Genomic DNA, 21,527 nt, shown 5'->3' on the forward strand with positions numbered 1-21,527 from the left:
CGGTTGCATTCACTTATTTTCTCTTGCTTCAAGAAGGTAATAACCATCATCGCCAGGAGGATGAAACACATTTACAATGCGATTCCCTTTTTGATAAACAGTTCTTTCCCCTTCTGTCCACTTCTTTTCCCAACCGTTCATCCAAATCGCAACATCAGGTAAAAAAGCAGTATATTTCAGCTTCTGACCGTACTCACCATCTGCTTCTTCCGAAAAAATAGAAACCGGAAAATCTTTCACTTTTGATTCTTTCCATGCAGTAAATGGTATACATACTGCAATAAGTACGATTACACCAATAACCTTCTCCTTCGTAATCTTCACACTTCCCTCTCCTTGTCATATCACATACATAGATTTTACCATAATTACAAACCCTTCATGCTATATGATCATTGCTTTTGGGAATAAAAAAAGAGCTTACCTACATCAGATAAGCCCTTCCTCTCTATACAAAATATTTCTTCAAAAGTGGCGGTGTAATAATCGTCGTCAATATAACAACAATAACAATCGCTGTGAAATTTTCTTTCGCTAATAAATTCGCCGTAAGTCCATTTGCAGCGATGATAAGCGCTACTTCACCACGTGATACCATCCCCGCGCCAATACTAATAGAAGATTGGAGATTAAATCCTGTCAGTCTCGCTCCTAAACCTGATCCGATTAACTTTGTGAAAATTGCAATGAGAGTCATAATAATAATGAACCAAAGCTGGCTTCCAATGCCTTGAAATGTAATTTCCATTCCGATACTTACGAAGAATACTGGAACAAATATTGCATAAGCAATCGGTTCAATTTTATGTTCCACCTCATGCTTATACTCTGTTTGAGAAATAGCAATTCCTGCTGCAAATGCTCCAATAATGCCTGCAATTCCCATCATTTCACTGTAATAAGAAAAAGAGAAGCAAATAATAAGAGCCGCGCTAATTAACGCTTCTGTTACACGAAGCGGTACAAGCATTTTCATAATCCAAGGAACGACTTTCCAAGCAATAAAAACAATACTTACAAAGAAAATAATTTTCTTTACAATGACAAGTGTTATATTCACATCTTGTGTTCCTAAAAAACTCATTACAAATGCTAATAAAATAACGACAATGACATCATCAAATACGGCAGCACCTAAAATTGTTGTACTTTCTCTCGTGTTCATTTTTCCTAGATCACGTAGCGTCTGCACCGTAATACTAACCGATGTCGCGCAAAGTAATAACCCTAAAAAAATGGCATGGGATTGTATTAATCCAAACAGCAATCCTGTTACATAACCACCGATGAAAGGAAAAATAATTCCACCAGCCGCTACTGCAAATGACGATTTCAAATTCCGATTTAACTCTTCTAAATCCGTTTCAAGTCCCGCCATAAACATAAGCAACAAAACACCAATCTCACTCAATTCATCAATCAGTTCAGAACTATTAATAATACCAAGTACAGCCGGACCGATAAGAATACCGACAATTAACTTACCAAGTACAGAAGGCTGACCAAGTCTCACACTAATGTCACCAGCTAATTTCGTACAAAGTAAAATGACGACAAGTTCAAAATAAAATAACATAGCATCTGCTCCTACTTTAACTTTAATCAGTGGGGCGTTAACCCCGTCCATTTCTGCAAGTAGTTTCCCCTATTGATCCGCATTTTATTTGTCATATTTTTATTTGACAAAATATTCTGAATTATATTAAGATTAATCCAGCAATTTTAAAAAACTACACACCATAACTGCACCTCCACTTCCTTACTTACTCTTTTTTAATGGGCTCATACTATAGTCGCAGTTATGGAAATGAAAAAACGGGGGGAGAGAGTCCAAAGTGAAGTCATTATTCCGAAAAAAAGCGCTTAGTACTGAGTCACCAAAGCAGCTAGATAGAACATTAACTGCACTCGATTTAACGTTTTTAGGAATCGGCGCCGTAATTGGGACAGGGATCTTTGTATTAACAGGTATTGTTGCAGCAAAACATTCTGGTCCTGGTATTATGCTATCATTCCTTATTGCTGCATTTACTTGTGCTTGTGTAGCCTTTTGTTATGCTGAATTTGCTTCTTCTATTCCTGTCTCAGGAAGTGTGTATACTTACGCATATATGACAGTCGGAGAAGTCGTCGCCTTCATCGTCGGATGGTGTTTAATGCTCGAATATTTACTTGCCGTTGCAGCAGTAGCTGTCGGTTGGTCTGGTTATTTACAATCATTACTACAAGGTTTCAATATACACCTGCCCGCCATAATCGCCTCGGCCCCTGGCGTAGGAAAAGGTGGCCTCATCGATTTACCCGCTGTTTGTATTTTACTAATCATTACCGGCCTTTTAAGCTTCGGTATACGCGAAAGCGCTCGCATTAATAATATTATGGTTCTTATCAAGCTAGCAGTTATTATCGCCTTTATCGTAGCAGGCGCAAAATATGTAAAACCTGAAAACTGGACACCGTTCATTCCATTCGGATACGACGGTATTATTACTGGCGCTGCCACTGTGTTTTTCGCCTTTTTAGGTTTTGATGCAATCGCAACCGCTGCAGAAGAAACGAAAAAACCACAGCGTGATTTACCAATTGGTATTATTGGTTCCCTTCTTATTTGTACTATTTTATATATGATTGTATCTTTCGTTTTAACAGGTATGGTTCCTTATACACAATTAGACGTTTCTGATCCAGTTGCATTTGCATTGCACTTCGTTGGTGAAGATGCAATTGCAGGACTACTCGCTGTTGGAGCGATGACTGGAATGACAACCGTCCTCTTAGTCGTTATGTATGGACAAGTTCGCGTTTCATATGCAATGAGCCGTGACGGTCTACTTCCAAAAGCGTTAGCACGTGTAAATAAAAAAGTAAAAATCCCTTTATTAAATACGTGGATTACTGGCGTTGTTGCCGCTTTATTAGCAGGCCTTTTAGATTTACATTTGCTAGCGAATTTAGTAAACATCGGCACATTAACAGCCTTTACATTCGTTTGCTGCGCAGTACTTATTTTACGAAAAACACACCCTGATTTAAAACGCGGATTCCGTACACCTTTCGTACCTGTATTACCAGTTGTTGCGATTCTTTGCTGCTTATATTTAATGATCAATTTGTCTAAAACAACATGGATTAGCTTTGCAGTTTGGCTTATAGTCGGCTTATGCTTCTATTTCTTCTACTCTAGAAAGCATAGTCATTTAGCTATTGAAAAAACAAATGATGAACAGAAAAAAGCATAACAAAATAGCTCGCCGATAAAATGGCGAGCTATCTTTCTGTACTATTATATTTTTTCGTTAACGATTGTAAAATGAAAAATATGCCGATGCAAGCTGTAAACCATGCCCAATTTCCTATTGGTGTCGAGTATTTGATCATTCCAATACCCACAAGCACTAAGAAAATAATCACCTGATATATGAGCTTCCACTTTTGCATATATTCCCTCCTTTACTTCGTCCCCTTCTTTTTCTTCTTCCAGGCATTCAAACTATCAAAGAAGAAGTTAATAAATAACGTTCCTAATCCTGCTAATAAAAACGTCATTAAGAATAAAACCCAAATACTTTTATCTTTTAATAAATAATATCCTACAAGGAGCACAACCGCGATCCATACATATTCAAGAATTCTTTTTAGCTTTTTCTGTTCCAACTTATTCGCTCCCTCTTTCTATGCTACTTTTAGTATAACAAAAAAGAAGCCTATCATGATAAGCTTCTTTTCTTCTCTCTTATTTGTTCATACTTTTTTCAACAAGTGAAATCGCATACTCTAATGTACGATTCATCGTTTCTACCTGTGCATCTTTTACTTGCACATCTTGTAATACAGCTTCTGCAACTGTAATTTTTTGTTGCAATGATTTCACTGAACCATCTGTTACATTTACAGCTTGCGCTTTCTTCACTACTGCTTTTGCAGATTCAATATTGATTTGTAATTTTTCTTTCGTTGTTTTTGGTTGTTCTTCTGCCACTTTTGATTGTACAAATGTTACATTAGCTGATTTTAATTCGTTATATGTTTGAATAATTTGTTCCCCAGTACTTCCTACATTTTCAAATGCTTGCTTTGCAATGTTATAGCTTTTCTCTAGTTCTTGAAATGCTTCCTTTGAATATTGACCTGGCTTATTACCAAATTCATACGTACTAACTAACACTTCTTTTACTTTTCCAAGCTCTTCAAATAACGCATTTACTTGCTCTAACTTCGTACGGTTAGAAAACTCATTGTATGATGCTAATACTTCTGAAGAACTTAAAGCTTTACTATATAATTTTGCTAACGCGATTTGTCCATTTAACGGAATACCACCATTTCCGTTACTATCAGGATCCGCTCCAAATGCAAATGGTACGTTCGGGTTATAAACTTTTCCTTGAGCTGGCTGACTATTTACTTTTTTACCATCTACGTAAATTGCCACTTCGCTTCCGTTATACGTTCCTGTTAAATGATACGTTTTGTTCGCTTCTAATTGAACGCCAACACGTTTATAGCTACCTCCAATGTGAGCCCATAATTCAACATATCCACTTCCTGTAGACTCAAATCCAATTCCGCCGCTCTCTGTATTTTGCAAAATACCTTGTCCGCGAATTTCATTCATTGAAAATACAGTTTCTAATGTAAACGTATTTACTATTTTCTCTTTTTGTGCTGCTGAAAATGGAAGGTATCCAAATGTATTTGCTTTTCCGTTTAACTTCATAACATTCTTCTTCAAGGCTTTATCATATTCAATAGTCACATTGCCCTTCACATCACCTTTTGTACCAAATGGTGAATTGTCTTTAAATGTACCATCTGCAAAGTTTACATCGAAAACATCAGCTTTTGGTACTTTCACATTCGGGTCAATATTATCTTTTTTCGTAGTAATTTCCGCAGTTAACGGCTGTGCGGTTTCATTGCCAAATGAATCAATCGCAACTACTTCAAGTGTATATGCTTTCCCGCCATCTAACCCTGCAAGCGTAAACGTAAGATCTTTCGGCACTGGATTACGATAAAACTCTGAGAATGCTAACAATTTATTTTTTATTTCACCCGTTTGCTTATCTCTAGCCTGCACACGGTAAGAGTGAACAAGAAGGTTGTCCAATGCTTGCGGGAATGTTACTGTTGCCGCATTTTCTGTTACATTTGATACAGCAAGCTTTGCATCTTTAGCAAAGTAAGGCTTTTCTTTATCACGATCTTCTACATGTGTAAATGTTTCTTTCTTTGCTGGTAATTTAATTTTCCAAGGCTCGCCTGTCCAAGAATTCGTATGGAAATCACGGCGATTAATCGTCACTTCTTCTTCATCTACTTCTACTAATAAACCTTGGCTTAACGTACTAGCTCCTGGCGGGATATTCCCTTGTACTTTACCACCTTCAACTTCCATATAACTTACTGAAGATGTACCAACTGATGTAAAGTCTTTTTGATGTATCGATCTCGGATCATCTAACGGATAATGTGAATGACCTGAAAACGTAATAACTTGTGGATATTCTTTTAACACTGCATTAATTTTTGCGCTATCTTGTGTTCCCCATTCCTGACTACCGTACACTGTATCTTTAATATGTTGATGTAAAAATACAAAAATCGGTTTTTCTGGATCATCTTTTTGTGCTTTTGCCATTTCTTCTTTTAACCAATTAATTTGCTTGTCCGAATAATAACCATGTGTTGTTCCATTCTCTGGAGACATAACAAGGAAGTGATAACCTTTTACCACTTTATGATAATAAATTGATTCCATACCTGTTTTTTCTAAGAAACGCTTCTGTGCACCCTCTACGGATAAACCGTTCCAATAATCATGGTTACCGAGAGAATTCATTCGCACTGCATCTTTATTTGCATTTTCATTATACACTTGCATGAAACGATCATATTGCTGCACTGATCCTGTATCTGTGAAATCACCTACAATAACAAACGCATCTTGTTTCGGTGCTAATGTATTAAACTGTTCAATCGCTCTTTTCCAGCGAAACGTATCATCCGTTCCACTATTTTTAATATGCACATCACTTACAACTGGAAAAACTATCTTCTTCTCACTTAATGCCTTTTCTTGCTTTTTCTCTTCTGCTTTAACTGATATGCTCCATGGAAATGATACGAATGCTAATACAAAAACCATCAATAATCCAATAAGGCCTTTTACTTTTCGTAAATCAGTTCTGTCCACGTAAATCCTCCTCATATAATGAATTAATTACAATGGTTATTGTATCGAACACATATTAACTTCGTTTAAAGTGAAAATGAAATTTATTTAACTTTTGTAAATATACAGTCATTTTTCTGTAACATCCAACATTACTTGTATTATCTTATACAAGTAGCTTGTGTCTAACAGACTCTTATTCATTATTATGATTTGGAAGCCTATTAAACAAACTTTCCTGAAATTTTTCGCCCCTTTATTAACACAACTATCGTTTTCCAACATTTAATAGTAATAAAAAGAAAGTATGAAGGGAGGAGCTACTAATGGCTTGTAAAAAAAATATCGGCTGTTATGCCCCTTTATCTATCATCTGCCCTCCCTATGATCCACCTAATCCACCAGAACCACCAGGCTGTGAATTAATTACAAATGAATTTGCCGGTAATTTTCTTATAACAAAAGAAATTCCACCACCTTCTGAAAATCCTACATTAATCTTATGGGAAGGAGATGGTGTAGTTAAAATATCTGGTACCATTTCTGTGTATAATAGTACTAGTAGTACTGCAGGAGTTACCGTTCAAATTATCGGAAAGGTGACAAATACTTTTACAGTCTATCCTGGCAACACAATGTCATATACAGGTCAATCCTTACAATCTGTGGCTATCATTGATATTCCAAATAACCCAACCCGATATATGGAAGGAAAATATTGTTGTCAATTCTCATTTTGCTTATAAATTTCTTCACTACCTTAACTTACAAACTATATAAAAAAGCATACCACTTGGTATGCTTTTGCTTATGAAATTGGATAACGTACTGTCAGACATAATTGTCCTTGGCTTACTCCCGTTCCTGTTGTTACAATTTGAATTGTAGTAAAGTATCTTACTGTAAATGATCCACTGCTTTGTGGTTGTACAGTAATTGTATTCACCACTGTCGCTCCTACTAAAAAATTCACCGTAATTGGAGCTGTACCTACATCATATTTCACATAACCTGATGCATATAAATCTTGCGTAATATTATTCGTATACACTGTTTCAGTTACCGCACCAGTAGCAGCCCAATCTATACATACCTGATCTTGAACAAGTGTTTTACTGGAACAGCATGATAAGTTAGAATTGTACATCTTAGCCCTCTCCTTTTCTATTATGAAAGTGGATAACGTGTAGTTATACAAAACTCCCCTTGATATGTTCCAGCTGTTGCAGCAGGTAAAGTTACTTCAATTGTTACGAAACGACGGTACGTAAAAGCTATACTTGTTCCTGGGTTTAATGTTTGTGTATCAATTGTAGCGCCTGCTGCATCTAAAACTGTCAGTGTGATCGGAGCCGGTCCGACGTCATATCGAACAAACCCTGTTCCAATCATATTTTGATTAATATTATTGTTGTACAGTACATTCGTAATAGCAGTCGCCACTACAGTTCCTGACCACGGACTACACACTTTATCTTGCACATAATTTTTATCTGGACAACAAGTTAATGCTGACCCTGAGCACTCACAAGACATAGTTGTTTCCCCTCTCTCTTTTATATTCCCTATATGTGTATGTCCCCCAGAGTCTTTTGCCTGTACTATTCATCTATTTTCAAAAAATATTCAAATGACTAGATAGATTCCGTTTTGTTTCTTTTTTTCATATATTTATAGACAAAGATACTAGCAACAATAAGAATAACGCCTCCTAATATCGGTAGCATATATTGTCCAACAACATCCGCTGCTTTTTCCCAATGTGGACCTAATTTCATTCCAAAATAAACATACAAAGTCGTTAACGGGAACATTGCTACAAATGTATAAATACTAAATTTCCATATGTTCATTTTTGCCATACCACATGGAACAGAAATAAGCGTTCGCACTCCAGGTACAAAGCGTCCAACAAATGCTACAACTGGTCCATATTTCTCAAAGAAATCATCTGCTTTTTGAATTTGTTCTTCTTTAATAAAGAAGTATTTTCCGTATTTTATTAATAGCGGACGACCACCGTAATAACCGAGTGCATATAACGTTAAAGGTCCTGTCGTTCCACCAAGTGTCCCTGCTAATACAGCCAACCAAAAATTCATATCTCCCTCGTATACCCAATACCCAACCATAGGCAACACTACTTCTGCCGGAATAAATTCAAACGTTAATGCTAACACAACTCCAAAATAAGAAAACTGCTTTAAAAACTCGATTATATCTAAAATAATTTGCTCCATATTTTTAACTCCTATCCTACGTTTACGTTATGCTTTTCTTGTAATTGAACTGGCGCCATTTTTACAATTCGGTTCAAAATAAATAACACAACTCCAATATCATCTAAAATACCGATAAACGGTAGGAAGTCTGGAATTAAATCGAGCGGCATCGCTACATACCCAACTAAAAAAGCAACAGATAAAATTTTCTTCTTTATTGAAACCTCTTTTGAAGTAAAAAAGTCAAATAGGAATGGAACAAATCGGCGAACATGAAATACAACTCTTAATCTACTAATAAGTTTTTTCATTTTTATATCTCCTCTCTTTGTATACGAAAAGGACCCTACCAAATATGGTAAGGGTCCTCAAAAAGACAGAAAGGGGCCTTTACCATTGCTGGTAAAGGTCTCACTAACAACGAAACGTTGCCAATAAAGCCGAGGGTTTCTCCCTGTAATGACGACTTTATTGTAATAAGTTACTCCCCTTTATACACAATTTTATACACTCACATTAAAATATTTCAGAGGGCTTGTCAATATATTTTATATTCCAATCCCTTCCGTAAAAAACAAAAAACGTATAGGAAATTTCTTACTATCTCATAATATACATAACCATTTTTGAACGAAGGGAGATGTTTCATTTGCATACCGTCTGGAAAGGCGCACTTTCACTTGGACTATTAAATATAGGAATTAAACTATACAGTGCCGTAGAAGAAAACGACATAAAATTTTTAAGTCTCCATAAAGAATGCTTAACACCTATTAAATATAAAAAGTTCGCTCCCGATTGTACGGATGAAGAAATTGATGATAACGATATTGTAAAAGCCTATGAATACGCACCTCATAAATATATTATTATGGATGAAAAAGAATTAGCTGAATTACAACAAGCTCATGAACCACGATCCATTCGTATTATATCTTTTGTCCAAAATAACGAAATTGATTCTGTTCTTTATGATCGCTCTTATTTTATAGGACCTACCCCAGGACATGAAAAATCCTATTTATTATTAAAAGAAGCTCTTGAACGTACAAATAAACTTGGGCTTATTCATATTTCTATTAGAAAAAAACAACATTTAGCTATTATCCGTAACTTTGAAGATGGACTAATGTTACAAACCATCCACTACCCTAATGAAATTCGCGCTATAACAAATACACCTAACTTACCAAGTAACGAAAATTATCCTATACAAAAACAAGAACTCACCGCAGCAATTAATTTAATCCACCACCTTACAAATCCTTTTGAACAAGAAATGTATACAGATGAATATAAAGAAGCCCTTACCGAATTAATCGAGAATAAAATTGAACAACAGGAAAAAACTGAAACAATCTCTCCAACTCCGAACATCATTAATATTATGGAGACATTACAGGCAAGCATTGAACAAGCAAAAATAAAAAGAGACAATAAAACAGAAAAAGAGGCCAAATAAAATTGACCTCTTTTTCTTTAAAGCGGATTACATTTCGGCATTTCAAGTCCAGACGATTGAGCTAGTTTTAATAAGTAGTAACATTCCTCTCTTGCCATATGATCTGCCATTCTAGCCGATAATACACTTAATACTTCATTCGATAACTCGAGCTCTTCCACTTCATGTAAAAAATGCGAAAATAATTTCAATTCAAGTGAAACATCTTTCGTAAACTTCTTTAATGCTGGAAAATGATGAAGCTCCGTTCGTAAATACCCTGTCATTTCAACTGCCTTTAAGTAAAATTGTTCAAAATGCTTCGTAAATTCTTCGCTTTTCTCTTTTAATCTTTTTTCAACAAGATCTAATCCACCAGAAATAGAGCCTGCGTGACCAGCCGCATCCGTTAACCAAACGAGATGATAATGTAATTCATGAAAAACAGGCGGAACTTCCCCTTTCTTCAAAAACTCTAAAACTGCTATATACTCTTCCACTTCGTTTACCATATGATTAATAAAAGTTGGCGTAAAATGAATCGTAATTTTCCCTTCCAACTGCTTCTGTATAATATTTAATTTAAACGCCCGAATCTTCTTAGCGGCTTGTTCTGCCTCTTTTGAAAATGCCATCAGATTCACATTCCGAACTTTATTTAACAAATTCGTAAATGTTTCAACAAAGTAAGTAGCTTTTTTTATATCTTCTTTTTCCTTCGGAGCTAATGCATCCAGTAAAAATTGTGCATGATCAGTAAGTACTTTTAACCAAAATTGATGCTCAAACAACGCACTTTCTTCATAATTTCTCTCCACTAAATCCCCTCCGTCTATTCATCCTTCTCTATCACTTGAAGTTTATATCCATCCGGGTCTTGTACCACAATACTCTTCTCACTTTTGTTTTCTGTGTATGCGATTTTATAAAATACTAACCTCTTCTTTACATTCTCTATGTTAGAAATTGAAAACGTTAGAACATCAACTGAGTCCGTAACACTCTTCTCACGCCCGCCCAAACTGCGCTTCATAATAAAACTAATTCTCGTTGAGTCAGCATCATACCAAACCCCTGTTACATCTAATTGAGGTCTTTCTAAACTAGGTTTAATTCCTAAAATCCCTTCGTAAAAATACAAAGTTTCCTTTAAGTTTTTCACTTCCAATACAATGAATTGTTTCACATTCTCCACATTCATTCCCCCCGTACCTATTACTTTTTTATATGTGTCATAAATGCCTATTATGTCTGAATACAATACGTAGTAATGAACACTTAAGGAGGTTTATTCGTGAATAAATATATGAGATCATTCGTGCCCTATCATAGTCCTCTCGATCCCTGTCCTCCTATTGGAAAAAAATATTATTCTACTCCTCCTAATTTATTTTTAGGCTTTCAACCGCCAAACTTACCACAATTCACACCAAAAGAAGCACTACAAAAAGGGACTTTATGGCCTGTTTTTTATGACTATTATGAAAATCCTTATAAAAAAGGGCGGTGACTACTGTCGTGAATCAATCGCTACCAGAAGAATACTATAAACTTTTACTGGAGCTTCAAGAACTGGACTTTGTACTAGTTGAACTCACTCTTTATTTAGATACACATCCAGATGACACCGCTGCGATTAATCAATTTAATGACTTTTCCTATAAACGGAGAGTATTAAAACAAAAGATGGAAGAAAAATACGGACCACTCCAACAGTTTGGAAACAGCTATTCTAATGCCCCTTGGGAATGGAGCAAAGGTCCTTGGCCATGGCAAATATAAAGGAGAGAAACTATGTGGATTTATGAAAAGAAATTACAATACCCAGTTAAAGTGGGAACTTGCAATCCCGCACTTGCAAAATTATTAATCGAGCAATACGGTGGTGCAGATGGAGAATTAGCTGCTGCACTACGTTACTTAAATCAACGTTATACAATTCCTGATAAAGTCATTGGCCTACTTACTGATATTGGTACAGAAGAATTTGCTCACCTTGAAATGATTGCTACGATGGTTTATAAGCTGACGAAAGATGCGACCCCTGAACAAATGAAAGCTGCTGGTCTTGACCCTCATTACGCTGATCATGACAGTGCTCTTCATTACCATAACGCTGCTGGTGTTCCATTTACTGCAACCTATATACAGGCTAAAGGTGATCCAATTGCCGATCTATACGAGGATATTGCAGCTGAAGAAAAAGCACGAGCAACATATCAATGGCTCATTAACTTATCCGATGATCCAGATATAAATGATAGTCTACGCTTCTTACGTGAACGTGAAATCGTTCATTCACAACGTTTCCGAGAAGCGGTTGAAATTTTAAAAGAAGAACGCGATAGAAAAATATATTTTTAATACACGTATCCTAGCGATATGTGTTTTTTTACGTTAAAAGTTAAATCCTTCCTATTAAACATATAAATAGTATATTTATTCGATTTAATGCATTATTTTTTAATATTTTCAAAATTCCCTATTGCTTTCTAGTCATCAGACCTTTAAAATAATAACAGTTACTCGACAAATTGTTTGAATTTTCGACAAAAACACTCATTAGGAGGATTTTCTTTATATGCATACAACTTTAAAACCAGCGCAAATACTTTCGATTAGTTTATTACTATTCGCAGTTTTCTTCGGTGCTGGTAATATGATTTTCCCGCCCCTTCTCGGTCTTTCTTCCGGAGAAAATATGTGGGTTTCCATTACAGGTTTTATTATTACAGACGTCGGTTTATCTTTACTTGCTATCGTTGCTGTTGCCCTTGCTGGTGGTAGTTTTAACACTTTAGCGAGCCGTGTTCATCCAAAATTCGCAGCAGTATTCGCTATCATTATTTATCTTTCAATCGGCCCACTATTTGTTATTCCACGAACTGGATCTGTATCTTATGAAATCGGGATTGCACCACTTTTCCCAGATCAATGGTATTCTATGTTAGTTTTTAGTGCGATTTTCTTTACATTCGTTTACTTCTTATCATTAAATCCATCCAAGCTAGTAGATCATATCGGTAAAATATTAACGCCAATTTTACTTGTAATTATTGCAATTATGGCAACAAAAGCGATTCTTTCACCAGGGACGTTTGCAGAACCTATCGGTGACTATAAAGACATCCCGTTTTTCAAAGGATTTCTTGAAGGATTTTTAACGTTAGATGCAATTGGGGCTCTCGTACTATCAACAATTGTTGTAAATGCAATTCGTCAAAATGGTATACAAGAGAAGAAATCTATCGCAAAATATACAATCATTTGCGGAAGTATCGCTGCTCTATTCTTAACAATTGTTTACTTCTTACTCGGTTATATTGGAGCTTCAAACGGAAACTTAGGACAATTCGAAAACGGTGGGCAGCTATTAGCTACTGTTATGTATCAATTTTTTGGGACAAGCGGTAATATTTTATTAAGTATCGCCATTATCTTCGCTTGTTTAACAACGGCAATTGGTGTTGTAAGTGCATTTGCAAATTACTTCACAACAGTGCTAACAAATGTTTCATACAAAAAGCTTGTACTATACGTTTGTATCTTTAGTTTCGTTATTTCAAACTTAGGATTAAGCTTATTAATTAAAATTACTTTACCTGTATTAATTATTTTGTACCCAATTACGATCATTTTAGTTTTCGTATCATTTATCGATAAATATACGAAACGTAAACCTTCTGTCTACATTGGAGCGATGATCGCAGCGTTTATTATTAGCTGCATTCATGCACTTGATAATGTGGAAATGATACCAGATTTTATCGCTAATATCGTACACACCATTCCTTTTTATAACTTAGGAATTGGCTGGATCATTCCAGCAATAATCGGTGGTATAATTGGATACTTTATTCCGCAAACAGAAGCTGCAGGTGAAGTTTCTACAAAATAAAGAAAAGAAGCAAGCATGAAATCCATGCTTGCTTCTTCTTTCTCTTCACATCGTATGTTTAAAAGTAAATAACTCTTCTTTTGACTGCACAACAGGCTGTTCCTCTTCTACATCTTTCCTCTTTCTCTCCCCTCCTAACCTTACTTTCAACATTGCCTCTTCTATACTTTTCACAATCATATTTCCTGAAAAAATAGTTAGCCCGAAAAATGTAATTGGGACGAGAGGAATCCATGGATGCACTGTTAATGATCTAAAGTATACTCCAATTAAACCTGACCATTCATGCGTATAAGATTCCACCTCTTTTATAGGTCCACCAAACGTAACAGTCCCACCAAAGAACACTTCAAGTAATCCTAAGTGCAGTAAAATAGTAAGGCTCTGCGTAAACTGTTGAAGAAATACGAGTATAAAAGTCATATAGAGATGCGGAAAAAGATGTTTTATAACAATACGTCTTCTCGATCCGCCTAATATGCGCGCGGCATCAACAAATTCTTCCGTTCGCAATTTACGAACTTCCTTCGCAACATACAGTGCAATAACTGGCATTACAAGCAGTACAAGTAATACCACTTGAAACGAAGCCCTTTCAAAAAAGGTTGTTGTCTCCTCTCCGCTTCCAAATGCATTTGCAGATTGAAGAAAAAAATACGCAATCATAACTGTCGGAATAACTGTAAAACTATCAAAGAAAGCCTCAATTTTTGAAAATCCTCTTTTTATATACGTTCCGAGTACGACACCGAAAAACACACCTATTACCATTCTAAGTGCCGCAATTAAAATAGATATACCAATCGTCCACTTCGCGCCCTCAATGACTAAATGTAACAGGTCATACCCTTTCCGGTCTGTCCCGAGTAAAAATTGGAATGAAGGTGGAAACGGTGGCACTTGTGGATTTTCATCCGCATCATATTGCAATGTAACTTGTCTAATATGTCCATCATTCCATAACGTATTTCCGATGCTCAAAAGAACTAATAGGAGAAGAAACCCAATGCTTATCCAAAATCTTTTATCACGTTTTATATACGTCCACATATTATAATCTCTCCTGCATCGCAGCCGGAATGAGATAATGAAACAATTTAAATAAAATAAAAATCGGAATATATATAAGAAGCACACTAACGATGAAAACCTCAACTCTAATACCAAAATACGATTTCAAAAACATAAAAATACCACCCGTATTAAAAATCCATTCTATAATATATAAATTAGATAACATAAAAAAGATATTCGTTTTTGCAAAGAATAATGTACTAAGCAACACATTTCGTAAAATATGACGATTTAAAATATGAAAGCGCCCCAGCCCTTTCGCCTTAGCAAATAGTACATAATCTTTTTCTAGTTCATTTTCAAAACGAAGCACGACCATTTTTACAAACATAATCGTAGTCGGGATGCTCAAACACAATATTGGCAACCCCCTAATCGACTCGCCTCCAATTGAAGCAATTTGAAAAGGTAAAAAACCTGTTTGTTTAAAAAACCATACAACTAAAATTTGTGATACTAAAATAAGAAGGATATCTGGAATGGATTCTAGGAAGATAAGAAATGATTTAATTCGATGTTGCATACGCGGTGAACTACTCATAATTACATAAACAATACAAAATGCTACAAATAATGAAATAAAAAAAGCAGCTAAAAAAATAATAATCGTTTCTTTATAATGAACGAACAGCTGCGGAAATAAAAATTTACCTTTCACATATTGCAAATTGGAAATATCCATTAAGTTCACAAATACTTCTTTTAAACTCTGTATGTACTTTGATACATCCAGCTTAAATCCATAAAACAATTTCGGCAGAGCCCCTAACATAATAATCCCCAAAATCGAAATAAGAAATTGAATCGTCACTTCCATCCCATTCAAAAATACCTTTTTGACCATTTTCACCCTTCTCTCTCTATAATTTACCCCCTAATTCTATTCTTAATTTTCTGAATTGTAAATATTTTAAAGACAAAAAATCACTAAGCTATGATCCTAGTGATTCTTTATGCGCATGCCTTTCTCTTTTCGCAAACGGAATATATAAAATAAAACACCCAATAAGCGCTGCGAGTTCTAATGAAATAATATAGTAAGGATGCGGTCCTAACATATCGAGTAATGAAGCTGTTTCTGGCTTATGAGCTAAAAACATATAATTACCACCTGTTTTGTAATTCACAAACGAAACAAGCGGAATCAATATGTTTAAAAATATCATCGTACGCTTAATAGATTGCAAGGTCGGTCTATAGCCTTCCACCCAAGTCATAAAGAGTGGTGCCCAAATAAGCAATACATGCGCGATAAAATATTCAATGAAACGAAAATGCGGAAAAGCATACTGCAAATTTGGCGTTAAAATAGCTTGTGATGCACCAATAATTCCCGTAAAAAATACAACCTCATATATTCGATAACTTTTCGTTACAATCATAATCGACGCTAACAATAAACTAATTGTACATAATTCAAACGGTAATGAAGTAGCTAGCTCAAAAATCCCCGCTTTCCACTCCCACATATGAAGCCCAATTTCACTACCTATAAATAAAAATGCAATCGCATATCGAACCGTTATATTCCACTCATTTTGACGTAATAAATCTTGGTATTGATACAGAAAAAATATCCCCACCAACATAATAAATAATATAATGGCATGTTGCCTTGAGTATGGAATAAACGGTTTTAATGGATGCGCACTAAAATAAGCTTCCATCTTCCTTCCTCCTCTCCTTCATACAATATTATTGTAAGAAAGAAACAACGAGTCAATTCATTTGCTTACAATAGGACAACCTCTACCTTACATTTACATATTCATACCTTACAAAACTGTAAGGTTATTGTAAGCTAAAACGATTTGTCAGATTCTTCACCTCTTCTATACTTAATGTAGATACTAAAACGAACGAAAAGGTGATAAATAGATGAAAAAGAAAAATAAGGTGTTAATTACTAGTGTAGTAGCAATCGGAATTGCAGCTGGATCATACTTTGCATTTGCTGGGGGCGGTTCAGAAGTAGCAATGGCATATAGCGGATATAAAGTAACTGAAAAACAAATCCAAAACGCGCAAAAATTTGGTGGCGAAGTTATTCCAAATGGAATTGAAACTATTTCATTCGATCCAACAAAAGGAACATATGAATTAGCTGTAAAAAAAGGCGATGAAGTGAAAAAAGGTCAGCTTCTATTTAAATACAATGACCCGACTGCTAAACAAGGTGTAACAGAAGCAGAAATGCAAAAGAAAATCGCACAAAAAGAAGTAACGTTGTTCCAAAAACAAATTGATGCGGCGAAACAAAAATTACAAAAAGATAAAAATGCAGGCCTTCCTGCTGAAGCATTAAAAGCATCAGAAGCTGAAGTTGGGCAATTAGAATCACAACTTGAAATGAAAAAGTTTGAAGTTGAAAAAGCTGATGAAATGATTAAAGCAGCAAAAGAGAAAGTAAACACTCTTTCTGTAACAAGTCCTGCTGATGGCGTAATTGATGATATCGTGAAAACTGCTGACGAAAAAACAGGTATGAGCGGGGTTACTCTTCGTCACGCTGGTCAATTTAAGGTAAAAGGTCAACTTTCTGAATATGAGCTTGCTAGTATGAAAGTTGGGCAAGAAGTAACTGTTTCATCAAAAACTGTCGCTGGTAAGACTTGGACAGGAAAAGTAACAGAAATCGGTTCTACACCATTAAAGAGCATGGATGAAAATAAAACTGTTTCTAACTATCAATTCACTGTCACATTAGATAATAGTGACGAATTACAAAACGGCTTCCACGTTTACGTAACAAGTAAATCTGGCGGAGCAACTGGTACAATTGTTCCGAAAAGCAGTATCGTGAAAAAAGGTGACAAAAATGTTGTCTTCGTTGTAAAAGACGGTAAGGCGAAAGAACAAGCAGTTACTGTTGAATTCGAGACTGATAGCGAAGCAAAAGTTTCTGGAGTGAAAAAAGGAGAGGAAATTATCTCTAAACCTGAAAAAGACTTAAAAGATGGTATGGAGGTTGTCGCCCAGTGATTAACTTAAAAGGCATCACGAAATCCTTCCAAAATGGTGCAGAATCCGTTCAAATATTACACGGAATTGACGTAACACTGAACCAAGGAGAATTCACTTCTATTATGGGACCTTCTGGTTCTGGTAAATCAACATTAATGAACATTATCGGTTGCTTAGATAAACCGACGACAGGTACGTACGAACTAGCCGGTCAAAATATTTCAAACATGACTGAAACAGAACTTGCACACGTACGTAATAAAGAGATCGGATTTGTATTCCAAAACTTCATGTTATTACCGAGACTTACAGCGCTTCAAAATGTAGAACTACCCCTTATTTACGCTGGAGTCGATAAAAAAGAAAGACGCGAGCGCTCATTAGCTGCTTTAACAAAAGTCGGTTTAGCTGATCGCGCTACTCACTTACCGAACGAATTATCAGGTGGACAAAAGCAGCGTGTCGCTGTTGCACGTGCAATCGTAAATAACCCAAAATTCATTTTAGCCGATGAACCGACGGGAGCACTTGATACGAAAACAAGCACACAAATTATGGACCTCTTTTACGAATTAAATAAACAAGGCTCAACAATCATTATGATTACCCATGACCGTGAAATCGGGGAAGCTGCAGCACGTCAAATTGTAATTCGTGACGGAAATATCGTCCAAGATTGGAGAGGTTAATTTTGAATACGAGTGAAAATATACGCATGGCCCTTTCCTCTATCTTTGCTCATAAAATGCGTTCTATTTTAACGATGTTAGGTATTATTATCGGTATTAGTGCCATTATTACTATCATTTCAATGGGTGATGGTACAAACGCAAAGTTTAAAAAAGAATTAGGCCAAGGAAAAGATAACGAAGTAACGATTTACTACAACAATCCTGATTACGGAACAGATAGTGCCAAAATCACACCTGATATGCTAAACCGTCTGCAAACTGTACCAGGCGTTAAAGATGTGTATCCAGACGTAAGTATGAAAGTAAAAGCATCTGCTGGTTCAAAAGATGTAAATCTTGATTTAAAAGGTGGAACAGGCGCCTTTATGACAGATTCGAAAATAAAATTAGTTCACGGTCGTGAATTAAATGACAGTGAATTAAACCAAGCAATCCCTGCTGTTATATTAAATGAAGAAGCTTTCAACAAATTATTTAGTAGTGGTTGGGAATCAAATCAATACACAGATATAAAAGGAAAGCCGTATAAAATAGTTGGTGTATACGAAACGAAAAACGACTTTGGAATGCCTATGCCTGAAGGTTATACATCACTTGAAAATGCGCCTGTCATTTCAGGAGTAAATGAGTATGACTCTGTAAGATTAACAATGACCTCTCCGACAGAACGTAAAAGTGTAGAAAAACAAGCCGTTTCTGTCTTAAACGAAATGAAAGCTCCTAAATTTGAGCACAAATTCGAAGCACAAGACTTAGGTGAATTTACGAAACAACTAGACGAATCAATCGGTATGATGAAAATGGTATTTGGTGGTATTGCTGCTATCTCCTTACTTGTTGGTGGTATCGGTGTAATGAACATCATGCTCGTATCTGTAACAGAACGTACACGTGAGATTGGTATTCGTAAAGCACTTGGTGCAACACGTGGTAAAGTATTAACACAATTCTTAATCGAATCTTGTATTTTAACAGGACTTGGTGGTTTCATCGGATTCATGCTCGGTATTTTCTTCGCTTGGATCGTCTCAATCTTTGCTGGATGGCCACTCGTTGTCTCAAAAGAACTTGGACTTCTTGCAGTAGGTATCTCCATGTTAATCGGTATTATATTCGGTTTACTACCAGCTAACAAAGCTGCCAAACTGGATCCAATTGAATGTTTACGATATGAATAAACAAAAACGTAGGAGTTTACACTCCTACGTTTTTTATTTATCTACTAAATTGAGTTTCTTCTATTATATATGTTCCACGTTACAACTATCATTCTAATACTCTTCATTATTTATAGGTACTAAGGCTATTATCTAATTCTATTATTGCAAAAATACTATGTAACAGACGAAAATCAAGGCGTAATTTTTTCCATACTTCGACTGATTTTGTAACAATTATACCGATATTTTATTAAATTTCACCTCATTTATATATTTTCACGCCTAAAAAGATTATCGTTTTATAACTAATTTTCCATTCAAACAGTAAAATATGCTACTTTCGTAACGCTATAGATATCACCTAGAAATATTACTGTAATATTATTAACGTTACAGTAATTGAAATACTACTCATTTTGTGTTTCATATGCCCTGATACGCCAAAAAACAACAAGGAAGCGCTATCAGGATATTTATGGAATTGTTACAGAATATTAATGCCCCGTTACGAAAGCTTTGTAATTTTATGTTTTTCGCAAATAAGAAAATAATGGTTGCTATAATGAGGTCAACGAAAACAAATGCAATGGAGGCTATTATGAAAAAATTTATGGGTATAGCAACAGCAGCGGTTTTTGGTCTTGGGATTTTCACAACATCTGCTAAAGCAGAAACAATCGTAACGACTGACGTACTAAACGTACGAGAAAACCCAACTACTGAATCAAAAGTTGTAGGAAAATTATTAGATGGATATAAAGTAAATGTTTTACATACAGAAAATGGTTGGTCAAAAGTTCAATTGAATAGCGGTAAAGAAGCTTTCATAAGCGCTGACTATACAAAAGACACTTACTACGTAACAGCAAACGTATTAAACGTACGTGCTGGAGCAAACACAGACTCAGAGATTCTTGGTAAGTTGAAAAAAGATGATGTAATTGAAACAACACACCAAGTACAGAATGATTGGATTCAATTTGAATATAACGGAAAAACAGCTTATGTTCATGTTCCTTACTTAACAGGTAAAGCACCAGTTAAAGTTCAACCAGTAGTTAAAGTTGAAAAAACGACTAATGTTCAAGATACAGCTAAAGTTCGTGAAGCAGTTAAAGCTCAGGAAGTAGCTGAAACTCAAGCAAAAGCTAAAGCTCAAGAAGCAACTAAAGCTCGTGAAGCGGCAGAAGCTCAAGCAGAAGTTAAAGCTCAGGAAGCAGCTAAAGCTCGTGAAGCAGCTAAGGCTCAAGCAGAAGCTAAAGCTCAGGCAGACGCTGAAGCTCAAGCAGAAACTAAAGCTCAAGAAGCGGCTAAAGCTCGTGAAGCAGCTAAAGCTCAGGAAGCAGCTGAAGCTCAAGCAGCGGCTAAAGCTCAAGAAGCAGCTAAGGCTCAAGCAGAAGCTAAAGCTCAGGCAGATGCTGAAGCTCGTGAAGCAGCTAAAGCTCAAGAGGCAGCAGCTGAAGCTCGTAAAGCAGCTAAGGCTCAAGAGGCAGCTGATCGTGAAGCGGCTAATAAAGTTCAAAAACCAGCTACACAACAACCTGTTGCAAAAGAAACTGAGAAAAACACACAATCTTCTTCTCGTGAATTCCAAGTTGTAGCAACAGCTTACACAGCAGATCCACTTGAAAATGGTTATAAAGCAGGCGACCAAGTAAAATCAGCTTTAGGTCATAACTTAACAGCTAATCCAAACATGAAACTTATTGCAGTTGATCCAAGTGTAATTCCATTAGGTTCAAAAGTATGGGTTGAAGGTTACGGAGTAGCAATCGCTGGTGATACTGGTGGAGCTATTAAAGGTAATAAAATCGACGTTTTAATGCCAGATAAAGGTACATCAAGTAGCTGGGGACGTAAAACAGTTACAGTTAAAGTATTAAACTAGTTAGTAAAAAAGA

At 35.8% G+C, this 21,527-nt stretch carries 25 protein-coding genes; 11 read left to right on the forward strand and 14 right to left on the reverse strand.

The genetic code is table 11. The features are described from left to right. Nucleotides 1-9 precede the first annotated feature (9 nt). A complete protein-coding gene (locus tag QO049_RS18355) occupies nt 10-324 on the reverse strand; it encodes a hypothetical protein (protein ID WP_000704958.1) in 315 nt (104 codons plus the stop codon). Between the two features lie 124 nt (nt 325-448). Next, nucleotides 449-1,627: a cation:proton antiporter gene (locus tag QO049_RS18360; protein ID WP_142320535.1), complete on the reverse strand. Its 1,179-nt coding sequence runs from the start codon at nt 1,625-1,627 to the stop codon at nt 449-451. Nucleotides 1,628-1,835: 208 nt separating this feature from the next. On the opposite strand from QO049_RS18360, the gene bcaP reads away from it, so the two are divergent. Next, nucleotides 1,836-3,239: a branched-chain amino acid transporter BcaP gene (gene bcaP / locus QO049_RS18365; RefSeq protein WP_284489385.1), complete on the forward strand. Its 1,404-nt coding sequence runs from the start codon at nt 1,836-1,838 to the stop codon at nt 3,237-3,239. Nucleotides 3,240-3,267: 28 nt separating this feature from the next. Here the strand turns inward: bcaP and QO049_RS18370 are convergent, their stop codons facing one another. The 3 genes from QO049_RS18370 to QO049_RS18380 all read right to left on the reverse strand — a co-directional run bounded on the left by QO049_RS18370 (nt 3,268) and on the right by QO049_RS18380 (nt 6,196). Beyond that, nucleotides 3,268-3,438, reverse strand: a complete 171-nt coding sequence (locus tag QO049_RS18370; protein ID WP_001174850.1) for a hypothetical protein — start codon at nt 3,436-3,438, stop codon at nt 3,268-3,270. Between the two features lie 12 nt (nt 3,439-3,450). Continuing rightward, nucleotides 3,451-3,654, reverse strand: a complete 204-nt coding sequence (locus QO049_RS18375) for a hypothetical protein (protein ID WP_000435800.1) — start codon at nt 3,652-3,654, stop codon at nt 3,451-3,453. A 79-nt stretch (nt 3,655-3,733) separates the two neighbouring features. Then, the gene (locus tag QO049_RS18380; RefSeq protein WP_284489386.1) at nt 3,734-6,196 is read right to left on the reverse strand and encodes a LamG-like jellyroll fold domain-containing protein; all 2,463 of its coding nucleotides are present in this window, start codon (nt 6,194-6,196) and stop codon (nt 3,734-3,736) included. Nucleotides 6,197-6,501: 305 nt separating this feature from the next. On the opposite strand from QO049_RS18380, the gene QO049_RS18385 reads away from it, so the two are divergent. Beyond that, entirely contained in the window at nt 6,502-6,921 is a 420-nt protein-coding gene (locus tag QO049_RS18385; protein WP_016109285.1) for an S-Ena type endospore appendage, read from the forward strand. A gap of 62 nt (nt 6,922-6,983) precedes the next feature. Here the strand turns inward: QO049_RS18385 and QO049_RS18390 are convergent, their stop codons facing one another. The 4 genes from QO049_RS18390 to QO049_RS18405 all read right to left on the reverse strand — a co-directional run bounded on the left by QO049_RS18390 (nt 6,984) and on the right by QO049_RS18405 (nt 8,708). After that, nucleotides 6,984-7,322 carry a DUF3992 domain-containing protein gene (locus QO049_RS18390; RefSeq protein ID WP_000282809.1) on the reverse strand — a complete coding sequence of 113 codons (339 nt, stop codon included), beginning with the start codon at nt 7,320-7,322 and terminating at the stop codon, nt 6,984-6,986. 20 nt (nt 7,323-7,342) lie between these two features. Then, nucleotides 7,343-7,711 (reverse strand): DUF3992 domain-containing protein, encoded by a 369-nt coding sequence (locus tag QO049_RS18395; protein ID WP_001277547.1) that lies wholly within the window; start codon nt 7,709-7,711, stop codon nt 7,343-7,345. A gap of 98 nt (nt 7,712-7,809) precedes the next feature. Beyond that, a complete protein-coding gene (locus QO049_RS18400) occupies nt 7,810-8,415 on the reverse strand; it encodes a DedA family protein (RefSeq protein WP_000435017.1) in 606 nt (201 codons plus the stop codon). Nucleotides 8,416-8,426: 11 nt separating this feature from the next. Next, nucleotides 8,427-8,708: a YkvA family protein gene (locus QO049_RS18405; RefSeq protein WP_000733854.1), complete on the reverse strand. Its 282-nt coding sequence runs from the start codon at nt 8,706-8,708 to the stop codon at nt 8,427-8,429. Nucleotides 8,709-9,046: 338 nt separating this feature from the next. Here QO049_RS18405 and ku point away from each other — a divergent pair, with 338 nt between their 5' ends. Continuing rightward, nucleotides 9,047-9,859: a non-homologous end joining protein Ku gene (gene ku / locus QO049_RS18410; RefSeq protein WP_000557746.1), complete on the forward strand. Its 813-nt coding sequence runs from the start codon at nt 9,047-9,049 to the stop codon at nt 9,857-9,859. Nucleotides 9,860-9,876: 17 nt separating this feature from the next. On the opposite strand, the gene QO049_RS18415 is transcribed toward ku, so the two are convergent. Both QO049_RS18415 and QO049_RS18420 read right to left on the reverse strand, forming a co-directional pair. Further along, nucleotides 9,877-10,656, reverse strand: a complete 780-nt coding sequence (locus QO049_RS18415) for a DUF2935 domain-containing protein (RefSeq protein WP_284489387.1) — start codon at nt 10,654-10,656, stop codon at nt 9,877-9,879. 14 nt (nt 10,657-10,670) lie between these two features. Next, nucleotides 10,671-11,039 carry a VOC family protein gene (locus QO049_RS18420; protein WP_044129442.1) on the reverse strand — a complete coding sequence of 123 codons (369 nt, stop codon included), beginning with the start codon at nt 11,037-11,039 and terminating at the stop codon, nt 10,671-10,673. 93 nt (nt 11,040-11,132) lie between these two features. On the opposite strand from QO049_RS18420, the gene QO049_RS18425 reads away from it, so the two are divergent. The 4 genes from QO049_RS18425 to brnQ2 all read left to right on the forward strand — a co-directional run bounded on the left by QO049_RS18425 (nt 11,133) and on the right by brnQ2 (nt 13,736). After that, entirely contained in the window at nt 11,133-11,348 is a 216-nt protein-coding gene (locus QO049_RS18425) for a spore coat associated protein CotJA (RefSeq protein WP_001046257.1), read from the forward strand. Between the two features lie 8 nt (nt 11,349-11,356). Beyond that, the gene (locus QO049_RS18430) at nt 11,357-11,620 is read left to right on the forward strand and encodes a spore coat protein CotJB (RefSeq protein ID WP_001076509.1); all 264 of its coding nucleotides are present in this window, start codon (nt 11,357-11,359) and stop codon (nt 11,618-11,620) included. Between the two features lie 12 nt (nt 11,621-11,632). Beyond that, nucleotides 11,633-12,202: a spore coat protein CotJC gene (gene cotJC / locus QO049_RS18435; protein ID WP_000265274.1), complete on the forward strand. Its 570-nt coding sequence runs from the start codon at nt 11,633-11,635 to the stop codon at nt 12,200-12,202. A gap of 217 nt (nt 12,203-12,419) precedes the next feature. After that, complete coding sequence (brnQ2, locus tag QO049_RS18440) at nt 12,420-13,736, forward strand: branched-chain amino acid transport system II carrier protein BrnQ2 (RefSeq protein WP_000557551.1); 1,317 nt, start codon at nt 12,420-12,422, stop codon at nt 13,734-13,736. A gap of 45 nt (nt 13,737-13,781) precedes the next feature. Here brnQ2 and QO049_RS18445 read toward each other — a convergent pair whose 3' ends face one another. The 3 genes from QO049_RS18445 to QO049_RS18455 all read right to left on the reverse strand — a co-directional run bounded on the left by QO049_RS18445 (nt 13,782) and on the right by QO049_RS18455 (nt 16,477). After that, complete coding sequence (locus tag QO049_RS18445) at nt 13,782-14,786, reverse strand: ABC transporter permease (protein ID WP_061654736.1); 1,005 nt, start codon at nt 14,784-14,786, stop codon at nt 13,782-13,784. Between the two features lies 1 nt (nt 14,787). After that, the gene (locus QO049_RS18450; RefSeq protein WP_284489388.1) at nt 14,788-15,654 is read right to left on the reverse strand and encodes an ABC transporter permease subunit; all 867 of its coding nucleotides are present in this window, start codon (nt 15,652-15,654) and stop codon (nt 14,788-14,790) included. An 88-nt stretch (nt 15,655-15,742) separates the two neighbouring features. Beyond that, nucleotides 15,743-16,477 carry a YwaF family protein gene (locus tag QO049_RS18455; protein WP_284489389.1) on the reverse strand — a complete coding sequence of 245 codons (735 nt, stop codon included), beginning with the start codon at nt 16,475-16,477 and terminating at the stop codon, nt 15,743-15,745. Nucleotides 16,478-16,688: 211 nt separating this feature from the next. Here QO049_RS18455 and QO049_RS18460 point away from each other — a divergent pair, with 211 nt between their 5' ends. The 4 genes from QO049_RS18460 (at nt 16,689) to entC (ending at nt 21,514) form a co-directional block, all read left to right on the forward strand. Beyond that, a complete protein-coding gene (locus tag QO049_RS18460) occupies nt 16,689-17,792 on the forward strand; it encodes an efflux RND transporter periplasmic adaptor subunit (protein WP_284489390.1) in 1,104 nt (367 codons plus the stop codon). Further along, on the forward strand, nt 17,789-18,463 hold the full coding sequence (locus tag QO049_RS18465) for an ABC transporter ATP-binding protein (protein WP_000609104.1): 675 nt from the start codon (nt 17,789-17,791) through the stop codon (nt 18,461-18,463). The genes QO049_RS18460 and QO049_RS18465 overlap by 4 nt, the downstream gene beginning before the upstream one ends. Before the next feature lie 26 nt (nt 18,464-18,489). Further along, on the forward strand, nt 18,490-19,644 hold the full coding sequence (locus QO049_RS18470; protein WP_001986269.1) for an ABC transporter permease: 1,155 nt from the start codon (nt 18,490-18,492) through the stop codon (nt 19,642-19,644). 457 nt (nt 19,645-20,101) lie between these two features. After that, on the forward strand, nt 20,102-21,514 hold the full coding sequence (gene entC / locus QO049_RS18475; protein WP_000421970.1) for a cell wall-binding protein EntC: 1,413 nt from the start codon (nt 20,102-20,104) through the stop codon (nt 21,512-21,514). The last annotated feature ends 13 nt before the right edge of the window (nt 21,515-21,527 follow it).

The sequence above is a fragment of the Bacillus sp. RB3 genome (assembly GCF_030164735.1).
Lineage (GTDB): Bacteria > Bacillota > Bacilli > Bacillales > Bacillaceae_G > Bacillus_A > Bacillus_A cereus.

Coding starts and splice junctions, on each gene's coding strand:
- QO049_RS18360 (WP_142320535.1), bottom strand. CDS start 1,627: ATGGACGGGGTTAACGCCCCACTGATTAAAGTTAAAGTAGGAGCAGAT.
- QO049_RS18370 (WP_001174850.1), bottom strand. CDS start 3,438: ATGCAAAAGTGGAAGCTCATATATCAGGTGATTATTTTCTTAGTGCTT.
- QO049_RS18385 (WP_016109285.1), top strand. CDS start 6,502: ATGGCTTGTAAAAAAAATATCGGCTGTTATGCCCCTTTATCTATCATC.
- QO049_RS18390 (WP_000282809.1), bottom strand. CDS start 7,322: ATGTACAATTCTAACTTATCATGCTGTTCCAGTAAAACACTTGTTCAA.
- QO049_RS18395 (WP_001277547.1), bottom strand. CDS start 7,711: ATGTCTTGTGAGTGCTCAGGGTCAGCATTAACTTGTTGTCCAGATAAA.
- QO049_RS18400 (WP_000435017.1), bottom strand. CDS start 8,415: ATGGAGCAAATTATTTTAGATATAATCGAGTTTTTAAAGCAGTTTTCT.
- QO049_RS18405 (WP_000733854.1), bottom strand. CDS start 8,708: ATGAAAAAACTTATTAGTAGATTAAGAGTTGTATTTCATGTTCGCCGA.
- QO049_RS18420 (WP_044129442.1), bottom strand. CDS start 11,039: ATGAATGTGGAGAATGTGAAACAATTCATTGTATTGGAAGTGAAAAAC.
- cotJC (WP_000265274.1), top strand. CDS start 11,633: ATGTGGATTTATGAAAAGAAATTACAATACCCAGTTAAAGTGGGAACT.
- brnQ2 (WP_000557551.1), top strand. CDS start 12,420: ATGCATACAACTTTAAAACCAGCGCAAATACTTTCGATTAGTTTATTA.
- QO049_RS18445 (WP_061654736.1), bottom strand. CDS start 14,786: ATGTGGACGTATATAAAACGTGATAAAAGATTTTGGATAAGCATTGGG.
- QO049_RS18450 (WP_284489388.1), bottom strand. CDS start 15,654: ATGGTCAAAAAGGTATTTTTGAATGGGATGGAAGTGACGATTCAATTT.
- QO049_RS18455 (WP_284489389.1), bottom strand. CDS start 16,477: ATGGAAGCTTATTTTAGTGCGCATCCATTAAAACCGTTTATTCCATAC.
- QO049_RS18460 (WP_284489390.1), top strand. CDS start 16,689: ATGAAAAAGAAAAATAAGGTGTTAATTACTAGTGTAGTAGCAATCGGA.
- QO049_RS18470 (WP_001986269.1), top strand. CDS start 18,490: ATGGCCCTTTCCTCTATCTTTGCTCATAAAATGCGTTCTATTTTAACG.
- entC (WP_000421970.1), top strand. CDS start 20,102: ATGGAATTGTTACAGAATATTAATGCCCCGTTACGAAAGCTTTGTAAT.